Origin of the sequence: Pedobacter caeni (assembly GCF_900129215.1) — a bacterium.
GTDB lineage: Bacteria > Bacteroidota > Bacteroidia > Sphingobacteriales > Sphingobacteriaceae > Pedobacter > Pedobacter caeni.
Genome location: NZ_FQUQ01000007.1, coordinates 249,105 through 261,173, shown reverse-complemented (window position 1 = coordinate 261,173; position 12,069 = coordinate 249,105). Strand labels below are relative to the sequence as shown.

Sequence of the window (12,069 nt, the reverse complement as noted above, 5' to 3'; positions counted from 1 at the left end):
ACTTGAATATCTTATGATTAAACATTTCCTGCCCTATGAATGCGGAGCATTACGATAAACTGAAAGAAGAAGACTTTATTTCAGCCACTTCTTTTGAAAAGATACGCCTTAGGGAGCAAAACCCCTTGTTTTCCCTGCATTGGGAATTAAAAACCTTATTATATCTGGGTGTCATGCTGTTGAGTACCGGATTAGGTATTCTCATCTACAAGAACATTGACACCATTGGCCATCAGGTGATCCTGGCCATCATCGCAGCCATCAGCATCGGTTGTTTTGCTTATTGCCTTAAACACCGTCCTCCTTTTAGCAGAGAACTGGTAAAATCGCCCAATTCTCTTTTTGATTACCTCCTGCTTCTTGGTTGCCTCAGCTTTTTAACCTTCGTCGGCTATTTACAGTTTCAGTACACCGTTTTCGGCACGAACTATGGCATGGCAACTTTTATCCCTATGCTGCTGCTCTTTTTTGTCGCTTATGAATTTGACCACCTTGGGATTCTCAGTATGGGAATTGCCAACCTCGCCATATGGATGGGGGTGTCGGTTACACCCGCTCAGGTCCTCTCCAGTGGGAACTTTGACAACGAAACGGTAATTTACACCTACCTGATCCTGGGCCTGGTACTCCTGGCAGCTGGTCAGCTGACGGAATATTTCAATTTCAAAAAACATTTCAGATTTAGTTACCTGCATTTCGGGATCCATATTTCATTTATCTCTTTGTTGTTTGGTTACTTTAACCATTACGATGCCCCCTTTTCATTTTTATGGCTTGTGGTACTCTTTGCCCTGGCATTTTACCTGTATACAGACGCGAGGAAACATAAATCATTCTACTTTTTGTTACTCGTAGTTCTTTATAGCTATATCGCCTTTAGCATCATCATGGTGAGAGGCTTCATTACAATTAATGATATCGCTGCAATATACCTGTGCTGCCTGTATTTTATTGGTTCTGCCATTGCCCTAATCCGTCTGTTAATCTATTTAAACAAGCAAATTAAAGCCTCATGATCATTTATAACAAAACCTGGCTGAACAATTTAGATTTGCAGAACCAGTTAAAAAGAGCACATCGTCTGGGAGACATTACTGCTGAAGAATTAAAGCACCTGGAAGAAAAGTATCCGGTGGGCTTTTATTCACCTAATATTTTCATGAGGGTTGGTCTTTTCATCCTGACCTACATCATAACGGGCTTTGCCGGTGGACTGCTCAGCCTCATGCTGAGTGATATAAATGACCTCATCACCTCCCCTGGATACTGGCTATTTTTAGGAATCATCAGCTATATCATGCTGGAATTAATCGTCAAAAGAAACCATCATTTCAGATCTGGTGTAGACGATGCATTGATGTGGACTGCCGGAGGGCTTATCCTGGCTGCTTATATTGGCTACCTGAGCCTAATCGGGCGTCATAACCTTTCCGACTCTTTTGAAAGCCAGGTCTGTCCCTTCACATTTATATTGGCGGGTTATTTTGCCCTGCGGTTTGCAGACATGCTGATGGCGGTGATCTCCTTTTTGTCCTTAATATTGTTCCTGTTTTTCAGCGCTCAAAGTTACGGACCCTATGCGACAGCCTTTCTTCCTTTTTTGATCATACTGGTCTCCGCAGGAGTATATTTCTTATGCGTTTACCTGAAGAAATATAAAAACTATGAAAACTGTCTAATAGCAGTGCAGGTGTTCTCTCTTCTTGTGGGTTATGCCGCGGGAAATTACTTTGTGGTCAGAGAAATGGGAAGCATGATCAGCCAGCCTTTAAAAAGCGATGAAGGAATCCCTCTGGGATGGTTCTTCTGGGCCTGGACCATAGCGCTCCCTTTTGTTTACATCGCCTCGGGCCTCAAACGAAAGGACGTGATCTTATTGCGTTCCGGTTTAATCCTGGTTGCTGCTGCGGCCTTCACCTTTAGAAATTATTACCATCTCATGCCGATAGAAGGGGCTTTATCCCTGGTTGGAGCAGGATTACTGGCCTTATCTTATGGGGTAATCCGCTACCTGAAAACGCCAAAGAAAGGCTTTACTTATGAAGAACTGGATGACGATCAGTTGCTGGATAAGATCAAAGTAGAGTCGCTTATTGTCGGCGAAACCTTTTCTGGTCCTGCTGCTGCGCCTGAAACACCGAGAATGGGAGGAGGGAATTTCGGAGGAGGAGGATCAAGCGCAGACTTTTAAAAAGAAAATAAATCTTTGCAGTTATTTAGAATAGTTCCAGATAGTTTGTTTCTTTGTAAAAAAAAGACATGAAATTACCTTCCTATACCCTATCCTTAGTATCTGCTTTTCTATTTGCCGGCCTCAGTGCTAACGCTCAGGTTTTAAAGACAGAGAAAAATCTGGATGCCAAGTCAAAAACCACTTTCTATAGCCTGGAAGCTGGAAAAATTGTAAAAGAAACAGAAAAGTGGGACCTCGCCTTCAACAATACAGCAATTAAAATCAACAGTAAAGGAAATGTATCTGCCCAGATTTTAAGCAATACAACCTTTGATAAGGTAGTTAAAGCTCCGGAGAGCGGATATAAAAAAGACAGCCAGAGCAGCAGTGCGATTCCAACAGGATCAGGCAATGGCTGGTATAATTACGACATGGCAAGCCATGCCCTGACCCCCATTCCAGGTAAGGTAATCCTGGTTAAAACCGCAGCAGGAAAGCATGTCAAACTGGAAATTTTAAGCTATTACTTTGACGAAGAGGATTACAATGAGACCGGCTTCTATACCTTCAGGTATTCGGTCATCAAATAAGCAGGTAAATCCTTAAATTGATACAGAAATATTATCCTGCAGAAGCTTATTTCTTGCGTATCTTTGCAGCTTGATGGAATACAATGTTCACACCTTGCCTAATGGCATCAGATTACTTCATGTCCCTTCTGCATCTGCGATATCTCATGCCTGCATTATTGTAAATAGTGGCTCCAGGGATGAACAGGATGAAAAAGCCGGCCTTGCCCATTTTATTGAGCACCTGATTTTTAAACGCACAGAGAAAAGAAATACAAACCAGATCTTAAACCGTCTGGAAAGTGTTGGTGCAGACCTCAATGCCTATACGACAAAGGAGTATACCTGCATCCATGCCTCTTTTCTCAATCCCTACCTGGACAGGACCTTAGAACTGTTCCACGATATCGTTTTTCATTCAACCTTCCCGGAGGATGAAATGGAGAAAGAAAAGAGTGTCATCCTTGATGAGATTACCTCCTATCTGGATCAGCCGGAAGAGGCGATATATGACGATTTTGAGGACCTTGTTTTTGCAGGTCACCCCTTGGGAAGAAATATTCTTGGCAGCGCGGAAAGCGTCAATAAAATCAGTAAGAAAGACATCCATGATTTTATCAGAGAAAACTATCATACAGATAAGATGATCATCGCTGTTTTAGGGAACTATTCCTTAAATAAAGTGGTTAAGATTGGTACTAAATATTATGCTGAAATACCAGAAAACTTACATAACAACTCCCGGATAGTCCCGGAAAAGGCGCCTGTAGTGACCCATTCTTTTCAGAAACCCATCATGCAGGCACATGCCATGTTAGGTGCTCAGGCTTATTCTTTGCACCATCCTTATAAAACGGGTTTGCTCCTGCTCAATAATTTGCTGGGAGGCACAGGAATGAGTTCCATTTTAAACCTGCAAATCCGCGAAAAACATGGAATTGCCTATACAATAGAAACAGGTTACAGCCCGCTTAGTGATACCGGAATCTTCACCTTATATTTTGGCACCGACCAGGAAAAAGTGGATAAAGCACTTTCTCTGATCTTCAGAGAGTTTAAAAAAATTAAAGATCATCCCCTGACAGAGGTACAGCTTCAAAAATCGAAAAATAAGTTTATCGGACAAATCGCCCTTGGCGAAGAAAACAGAATTGGATTGATCATATCCATGGCTAAAAGTCTCATAGACTACAACAAAATTGACGACCTCCAAACCGTATTTAACAAAATTCAGGCAGTAACTACCACTGATATGGCCAATATTGCCAATGAAATATTAGATGAAAGTAATCTTACCTCCTTAACTTTTTACCCTTTAGGGTAATATTTGTATTTTTGCACTATGAAATTACCTATTGTAGCATATGGCGATCCGGTATTAAAAAAGGTTTGTGCTCCTATTGAGCAGGAATACCCGGATTTAAAACAATTAATCAGCAACATGTACGAAACCATGTATAATGCACATGGCGTTGGCTTAGCTGCTCCTCAGATTGGCTTAGCAATCAGATTGTTTATTGTTGATACCGGAGCAGACGAAGATGAAAACGCTTTCAAAAGGACTTTCATCAATGCCGAAATCCTGGAAGAAACCGGAGAACCCTGGGCTTTCAATGAAGGATGCCTGAGCATTCCCGATATCAGAGAAGATGTAATGCGTAAACCCAACATCAGAATCCGCTATTATGATGAAAACTGGGAACTGCATGAAGAAGAAATTACAGGAATGCCTGCCCGTGTAATTCAACACGAATATGATCACATCCAGGGTAAGCTGTTTACTGACACATTGAGCTTATTACGTAAAAGAATGCTGAAAAGTAAACTTGACGCGATTTCTAAAGGAAATGTAAAGGCAGATTATAAAATGCGTTTTCCACAGCAGAGCAGAAGGCGTTAATTCCCTTCGCTCCTGCTTTTATCCCCTTTGAATATGGATTGCATCAACTTACCCCATGCAAATGGGTTTAAAAGCGGGTTGGTTTGCACCATATTCTTGTTTAAAGCCCGGTCATGATTCAGCTTGAAGTTGATTCCGGAGATCTCGCCCGCATCCCTCGGAAGGGTTTGCATCAATCCTGAAATGCTCTCCTGCGACACGTTCCTGATCGCAATGGAGAAATCATCATCAGCAATCTTCATGGCCATGAAATCCCGGGTAAACTCCTCTACAGTAGCCCATGGGTATACCCTGACCGTAGGGAGGTTCATAATTTCAGCTTTTAATTTCACCATTGCGGTGTATTTGCTATCGTCGATCTGCGTCGGAATAGACAGGAGTAGATCCCGGTATCCCACAGCAGTATAAAGAATGGTGTCACCCGGATGTGCAATAAAAGAGAAATACCCCTTATAATTGGCCGCATACCGTTGCCCTTTATTCGTTAAATTGGTTACCGTTACATAAGGCACCACTGTATTACTGTCTACATCGGTGATAATTCCGGTAAACTGAATCAACTTCTTACTTCCCGTTGTTTGTTGTGCAAACGCAGAAGAAATGAAAAGAAGCAATAATAAGGTGAGTGAATACTTCATATACAAAAATAGCGGTATTAATTAAAACGGCTAGTTAAATAGTGTTAAAACAATTATACCGGCTCCGCAAGGTTAATGGCAACAACCGAAGTAATCTGTGGAACAGCCTTCATAATCGCCTGCTCAATACCAGCTTTCATGGTCATGAAGCTCATTTTGCATGATCCGCAGTTTCCTAATAATTTCAATTTAACTACATTATCCGCCGTAATCTCTTCTATAGCAACATCTCCACCATCAGCGATTAAATATGGTCTAATGGTTTCCAGTGCCTGCTCTACTTGTTGTGTTAAATCCATTTTGGTAATTTTTTAAAGTATAAAAATAGTAATTTTTTAGCAATTAACAGTCAGCGAGTTATTAATTGCCACTTGTTGTGCAACCTTTCCTGCAATCTCTGCAAAAGAAGCGGCAATCTTGCTTTCTTTATTCAATGCAATCGGGGCACCTTTATCTCCGGCCTCCGTAATTCCCTGAACGATTGGGATTTCACCCAAAAAAGGCACCTCAAATGACTTTGCCAGCTCTTTACCGCCATCTTTACCGAAGATATAATATTTGTTATCCGGCAACTCCTCAGGCGTAAAATAAGCCATATTTTCGATTACTCCCAATACAGGAATATTAATGCTTGGCATTTTAAACATCGCCAGTCCTTTTCTGGTATCTGCAAGGGCTACCTGCTGAGGAGTAGTCACAATTACAGCACCCGCAATCGGGAAACTCTGGGTAATGGTAATATGAATATCTCCTGTTCCCGGAGGAAGGTCTACCACCAGGTAATCCAGCTCACCCCAGTCTGCATCATTAAACAATTGCTTAACCGCATTTGAAGCCATCGGCCCACGCCATGGTACAGGTTGATCCGGATCTGCAAAAAAGCCTAAAGACAACAACTTAATCCCATATTTTTCAATTGGAAGAATTAATGTTTTTCCATCTTCAGTTTCTCTGGCACTGGGCTTAGCCCCCACCAGATCAAACATAGTAGGAACTGAAGGACCGTAAATGTCTGCATCGATCAATCCTACCTTCGCCCCGTCAGCAGCAAGTGCTATGGCAAGGTTACTGGCTACGGTAGATTTTCCAACACCGCCTTTCCCTGATGAAACCAGTAAAATATTGCGGATGTCTTTGAGCTGATTGATATCCATCGGCTTGGTGACCTTCGAAGTAATATTGATTTCTATTTCGGCTTCCTGGCTGACGAAATGCTTTACAGCATTATAACATGCATTTTTCAACATATCTTTCATCGGACAGGCAGGAGTAGTGAGTTCTAAGGTAAAACTCACGTTCTTATCTTCTATTTTCAAATCCTTGATCATGTTCAAAGTCACCAGATCTTTTTTAAGATCAGGGTCTTCAACATTTCTCAGAGCGGCTAGAACTTGTTCTGGACTAATTATCATTAGCCAAAATTAACAAAAGAGGACCACAATTAATTGACTTTAGGCTTTTTAAGTGTAATTTTAACACGAAATAAACATTTGCGTTTAACGTTTAGCAATTATTATCTATTTTACAGCATGCATCTTCCAAAAATTAACATCCCTAAAAAATACCTGAAAATTGGCGCGTGGGTGTTAGGGGTTTTCCTATTGCTCTCCGTTATTGGTGGTTTTATAGCTTATAGCAAACGCGAGGCATTATTGAAAACGATGATGGCCAAAGCAATTGCTAAAGCCGACAAAGACTATGGCCTTGAAATTAAAATCGGGGAATCTGGTTTCAGCGGACTGAGCACAGTACACATGAAAAACATATCTGTAGTCCCAAAAGACCGCGATACCCTTTCTACTATTGATGATTTTACGGTCGGCGTCAAGCTTTTTCCTTTGATTTTCGGAAATGTCAAACTCTCAGAAATCATTCTGAATAAAGGAAAACTGAATGTGGTATTTAAAGATTCTTTAAGTAACCTGGACTTCTTTCTCAAGAGAAAAAAGAAAAACACGGAAAAGAAAACCAAATCAGACCTTGCCGATATTGCTCACAACCTCCTGAATCAGGTTCTATATAAAATCCCTGACAATATGGAAATAAAAGACCTGATGCTTCTGGTCAATGATAATGATACTGCGAAGCTGAAGTTCTTAACCACAACAGCCACGATAAACGATGGGGAATTGCTATCCAGTATCGTGGTCAACGATAATGCTGCCACATGGCATGTCAACGGAACAGTAAAACCGGGCCGAAGACAGCTTGATGTGATGCTCTTTGCGGACGATAAAAAAGTAGAATTGCCCTACCTGGAACATAAACTCAAAGCTAAATTCAGTTTTGATACTGTCAGGACGGAAATGAAAAGCGCAGACTACAGCGGAGATGACTTCAAAATAAAAGGATCCTGGTCAGTTAAAAACCTCATGGTTAACCATCCGAAAATAGCCTCCAATGACATTGTAATCCCTGATGCTAAAATTGATGCAGATATGCTCATCGGGCCTAATTATGTAGCCCTGGACAGCTCATCTACCGTCTTTCTGAAAAAAGCAACCCTTCATCCATATGTAAAATATACCTTATCCCCGAACAAGATTTATGAACTGAAAATTCAGGCTCCGGAACAAGATGCTCAGGAAGTTCTGAATGCCTTTCCGCAGGGTTTATTCGAATCATTGGATGGCTTAAAAGTAAGTGGAAAGGTAAAATACGACCTTAACTTTTACCTGGACAGTGCTACTCCGGATAGCGTTCGCTTCAATTCCGGACTAACGCCAAGTAATTTCAAAATCCTTAAATGGGGAAAAACAAACCTTCAGAAGATCAATAAAGACTTTGTCTATACCCCTTATGAGAGAGGAAAGCCAATGCGTGATATTCTTATCGGCCCTTCCAATCCAAACTTTACCCCCCTCTCGGGAGTATCCAGTAATTTCAAAAATGCGATATTAACCTCTGAGGATCCATCCTTTTTTACCCATAAAGGATTCGTACAGGAATCTATCCGTAAATCTTTTGCGGTAAATTTCAAAGAGAAAAAATTTGTCAGGGGAGGAAGTACCATCTCCATGCAACTGGTTAAAAACATTTTCCTCAGCAGGCAAAAAACGCTCGCCAGAAAAGCAGAAGAAATCCTGATTGTATGGTTAATTGAAAATAACCACCTGATCAGCAAAAACAGAATGCTGGAAGTCTATTTCAACATTATTGAAATGGGACAAAACATTTATGGAATCGGAGAAGCAACCAGGTATTACTTCGGAAAAAGACCTTCAGACCTCAATATCGGTGAAGGAATATTTCTAGCCAATATTGTTCCCAGACCAAAAATTGCCCTCTACAAATTCAGGGGAGACGGAGGACTAAAAGACTACCTCTATCCTTATTTCAAGTATATCGGAAACATTATGGCCAAACGCGGCCTGACCCCTTCAGACAGCAGTGGATATGGTTTTTACAATGTACAACTGAGACCAGGCCTGAGACAATACTTACTACCCGACTCTACCACTGTTGATACTACGGCGTTTGACAATGATGATCCTCTTCCTGCAATAGAGACGCACGATGAGTCTAAAAGCCTGTTCGACCGCATCTTTGGTGGTGGATCTAAAAAAGATACCACTTCCAAACCTGTCATAAAAACAGATACGCTTCAAAAAACAAAAAAACAGCTCAGACAGGAACGGAGAGAACAGCGTAGAAAAGAAAAAGAACTAGAAAAGCAACTGGAGCAATCAAAAGAAAACTCCTAACTGCTGGTATAAACGAATATGAACACGATTAAAATAGAAGACAAGGAATTCGAAATACTCCTGGAAAATGAAAACATTGCAAAACGTACCCGTCTGATCGGTATCCAGATCAATGTAGATTACGAAAGCAAATGCCCCATCTTTATTGGGGTCCTGAACGGGAGTTTCCTATTTATGGCAGACCTGGTAAAAGAAATCACCTTACCTTGCGAAATGGCATTTATCCGTGTTTCTTCTTATAAAGACACCCAAAGTACCGGAGAGATTAAAGAAGTATTTGGCCTACCTGCTGACCTTAAGGACAGAGACATCATCCTTGTGGAAGATATTGTGGATACTGGCTTTACCCTTGGTTACATCCTGAAAGAAGTCTACAAACAACAACCTGCCTCTGTTAAGGTTTGCTCTCTTTTGCTGAAGCCGGAAGCCTTAAAAGCCCCCATCGAAGAGCTGGAATATGTTGGTTTTGAGGTCGCAAATGAGTTTGTTGTCGGCTATGGCCTGGATTACAATGGGCTCGGCAGAAACCTGAACCATATCTACAAGGCCAAAACTGTTACCGCTCCTTTACCTTAATGTTATAATTTTTTCTCACTTTTGCAGAAAATAAACAAATACCCTAATCAACAATGACGATACATAAAGAAGGTTACACCACCATCGCAATATCATTACTATTCATTTTCATCTTGAATGCGATCATTGACTATAGATTTGCAGATATCACATGGTTAAGATGGTTTGCTTATATTTTTTCAGGAGTCTTATTCCTGATCGTTCTACAGTTTTTCAGAAACCCCAGCAGGCAATTTACCAGCGCAGATAATAAAGTAATCTGCCCTGCAGACGGGAAGGTTGTTGTTATTGAAGAAACACAAGAAGGAGAATACTTTAAAGACAAAAGACTCCAGGTTTCGATATTTATGTCGCCGGTAAATGTACACATCAACAGAAATCCGATTTCAGGAGTAGTGAAATTTTTCAAGTATCATCCTGGTAAATACCTTGCAGCCTGGAATCCGAAATCCTCGACAGAGAATGAAAGGACTACAGTAGTTGTAGAACATGCCAACGGAACTCCTGTATTGTTCAGACAAATTGCAGGCGCGCTTGCCAGACGCATTGTCTGGTATGTAAAAGAAGGTGATGTAGTAGAGCAAAATAAAGAGTTCGGTTTTATTAAATTTGGCTCCAGAGTCGATATCTTTTTACCATTGGGCACTAAGGTTAACCTTGAACTAAATCAGGTTGTAAAAGGCGGAATTACGGTCTTAGCAGAGCTAAGCTAAGCGACATCATATTTTATTTTCAAAAGGCCGGTGTTTTTCAGAGATACCGGTTTTTTTATGCGCGGTTTTCTGGTGGAGGGGAATGAAGTGTTAAAGAGTCCTCAAAAAGAGCATTACTATTCAAAGGCTGAAATCTTTTGCGCTGAAGGGCGCAAAATTTTCTAGGCCTTTTCATAGAACGCCTCTTTTTTGAGGAAATGAAGTTCCATGACCCAGCAGACAAAACCATTCCAAAAAAAACTTAATTCAGCTAAGTAAATGAAGAATCAGGTGCTGAACATTGCGCTTATAATACATTATAAGTAGATATTGATCATATGACATTTTTCAAATGAGTACTGATCAGCTGATGAGTATTGCGCTGTGTCATCATGCGTTATAAACCGAGACTGATCATATGACAATTTCAAATGGCCACTGATCTGGTGTTGAACATTGCACATCATCATCATACGTCATAAATAGACACTGATGATGGGACGCTTTTCAAATAGACGCTGATCAGGTGACACGCTTTACAGGAATGGAGCAGGATTTCAAAAAAAGGACCGTTGTTCTTTGAAGACATTCGAAGATTTGCCCTTCAGCAAAGATTCGGGGATGAAAAGAATAACGGTCTTTTTTAGTTCAGAATTTCATTTAACCAGCACTCGTAGCTGCTGCCGCAGGAGGCTCTTCTCCTACTACGCGTTGCGTTGGATACGCAAAGTCAGAACCATACTCCTGAACAATCCTGATCAATTGAAAATTAATCTCTTCTTTGACCCTGATAAACTCGCTATGTGGCATTTGCAGCACCAGATATACCACCTGGATGTTCAAAGCCGAATCACCGAAATTATCAAAAACAGCAAAACCATCTGTTGTTTTAGGATGCTCAGTTAACAAAGTATTTACAGCAGCCAAAATCTCCTTTATGCTCGCAGCAGGCGTTTCATAAGTGATACCAATGAAGAAATTTACCCTGCGGAACTCTCTTCTCGTTACATTTTCCAGTACACCATCAATCATTGCCCTGTTGGGAATGACAATGGTCGTTTTATCCGGACTAATCAGCCTGGTGCTTCTAAAACCTACTTTATCGATCGTTCCCTCGACTCCATCAACCTTCACCACATCTCCAACTGTAAATGGTTTGTCAAGGAAGATCGTAAATGAACCAATCAGGTTCTCCAGGCTTTCCTTTGCCGCCAGGGCAATGGCTATACCTCCAATTCCTAAGCCGGTGATGAGCGTGAGGACATTGATTTCGAAAACATAACCAAGGAGCACAAAAAAGCCAAAGAAACAGATGATGGTCTTGGTGAGCTCCTTTAAAAAAGGAACCAGCTGGTCGTCTGCACGATCCGCGGTAAGAGAGGCCTTAAACTTCAATACATGAGCAATAAAGTCAATGATTCTCAATATGATCCAAAAAACGGAGAGTATAATGAGAAAGAGAAAGACTTTATCTATTGCTTGTCCGAGTGTAACATGTACCGTTTCTTTTGTCTTTTCAATTTGCTTGGCATAGCCAAATAGCACCACATTTAAAGGGTGTTTTAATTGGTTAATCGCCAGATAATAAGAACAGAGACTGATGAAAAAGGCAATCGGCTGCAACAGTAATGAAACGAAAGTATCGTCCTTGACTGCAGAGGCGAATTTTTTAAACAAGCGAAACAACAAGAGGCTCAGTAAGCGGGATATGATTTTCTTGAATAGCACCCCAAATAGTAAAATTCCTGCAAAAACACAGTAATCTTTAATGCTGTTTCCCCAGAATATTTGCTCAAAAAACGGACTGTCCATCTTAT

General features: G+C 40.9%; 12 protein-coding genes. 8 read left to right on the top strand and 4 right to left on the bottom strand.

Annotated elements, in window-relative coordinates; genetic code table 11:
* Positions 1–35 precede the first annotated feature (35 nt).
* The 5 genes from BUC20_RS30080 to def all read left to right on the top strand — a co-directional run bounded on the left by BUC20_RS30080 (position 36) and on the right by def (position 4,642).
* Positions 36–1,016 carry a DUF2157 domain-containing protein gene (locus BUC20_RS30080; protein ID WP_073237374.1) on the top strand — a complete coding sequence of 327 codons (981 nt, stop codon included), beginning with the start codon at positions 36–38 and terminating at the stop codon, positions 1,014–1,016.
* Positions 1,013–2,191 (top strand): hypothetical protein, encoded by a 1,179-nt coding sequence (locus BUC20_RS30075; protein ID WP_073237371.1) that lies wholly within the window; start codon positions 1,013–1,015, stop codon positions 2,189–2,191. Before BUC20_RS30080 ends, BUC20_RS30075 begins: the two co-directional genes overlap by 4 nt.
* A 68-nt stretch (positions 2,192–2,259) precedes the next feature.
* A complete protein-coding gene (locus BUC20_RS30070) occupies positions 2,260–2,763 on the top strand; it encodes an HmuY family protein (RefSeq protein WP_073237368.1) in 504 nt (167 codons plus the stop codon).
* A 73-nt stretch (positions 2,764–2,836) separates the two neighbouring features.
* Positions 2,837–4,066 (top strand): M16 family metallopeptidase, encoded by a 1,230-nt coding sequence (locus BUC20_RS30065; RefSeq protein ID WP_073237366.1) that lies wholly within the window; start codon positions 2,837–2,839, stop codon positions 4,064–4,066.
* An 18-nt stretch (positions 4,067–4,084) separates the two neighbouring features.
* Positions 4,085–4,642 carry a peptide deformylase gene (gene def / locus BUC20_RS30060; RefSeq protein WP_073237363.1) on the top strand — a complete coding sequence of 186 codons (558 nt, stop codon included), beginning with the start codon at positions 4,085–4,087 and terminating at the stop codon, positions 4,640–4,642.
* Here the strand turns inward: def and BUC20_RS30055 are convergent.
* The 3 genes from BUC20_RS30055 to BUC20_RS30045 are packed head-to-tail and all read right to left on the bottom strand — an operon-like array spanning position 4,639 to position 6,692.
* Complete coding sequence (locus BUC20_RS30055; protein WP_073237361.1) at positions 4,639–5,280, bottom strand: peptidase associated/transthyretin-like domain-containing protein; 642 nt, start codon at positions 5,278–5,280, stop codon at positions 4,639–4,641. The genes def and BUC20_RS30055 overlap by 4 nt on opposite strands.
* 53 nt (positions 5,281–5,333) lie before the next feature.
* Entirely contained in the window at positions 5,334–5,579 is a 246-nt protein-coding gene (locus tag BUC20_RS30050) for a NifU family protein (RefSeq protein ID WP_069378271.1), read from the bottom strand.
* 36 nt (positions 5,580–5,615) lie between these two features.
* Positions 5,616–6,692 carry an Mrp/NBP35 family ATP-binding protein gene (locus BUC20_RS30045; protein WP_200801103.1) on the bottom strand — a complete coding sequence of 359 codons (1,077 nt, stop codon included), beginning with the start codon at positions 6,690–6,692 and terminating at the stop codon, positions 5,616–5,618.
* A gap of 117 nt (positions 6,693–6,809) precedes the next feature.
* On the opposite strand from BUC20_RS30045, the gene BUC20_RS30040 reads away from it, so the two are divergent.
* Genes BUC20_RS30040 through BUC20_RS30030 form a run of 3 tightly spaced genes read left to right on the top strand, consistent with a single transcriptional unit; the run spans position 6,810 to position 10,273 of the window.
* Positions 6,810–8,984, top strand: coding sequence for a transglycosylase domain-containing protein (locus BUC20_RS30040; RefSeq protein WP_073237358.1), 2,175 nt, complete (start codon positions 6,810–6,812; stop codon positions 8,982–8,984).
* Positions 8,985–9,002: 18 nt separating this feature from the next.
* The gene (gene hpt / locus BUC20_RS30035) at positions 9,003–9,560 is read left to right on the top strand and encodes a hypoxanthine phosphoribosyltransferase (protein ID WP_073237355.1); all 558 of its coding nucleotides are present in this window, start codon (positions 9,003–9,005) and stop codon (positions 9,558–9,560) included.
* Positions 9,561–9,613: 53 nt separating this feature from the next.
* The gene (locus BUC20_RS30030; protein ID WP_073237352.1) at positions 9,614–10,273 is read left to right on the top strand and encodes a phosphatidylserine decarboxylase family protein; all 660 of its coding nucleotides are present in this window, start codon (positions 9,614–9,616) and stop codon (positions 10,271–10,273) included.
* A 639-nt stretch (positions 10,274–10,912) separates the two neighbouring features.
* Here the strand turns inward: BUC20_RS30030 and BUC20_RS30025 are convergent.
* Entirely contained in the window at positions 10,913–12,064 is a 1,152-nt protein-coding gene (locus tag BUC20_RS30025; RefSeq protein ID WP_073237349.1) for a mechanosensitive ion channel family protein, read from the bottom strand.
* Positions 12,065–12,069: the final 5 nt, after the last annotated feature.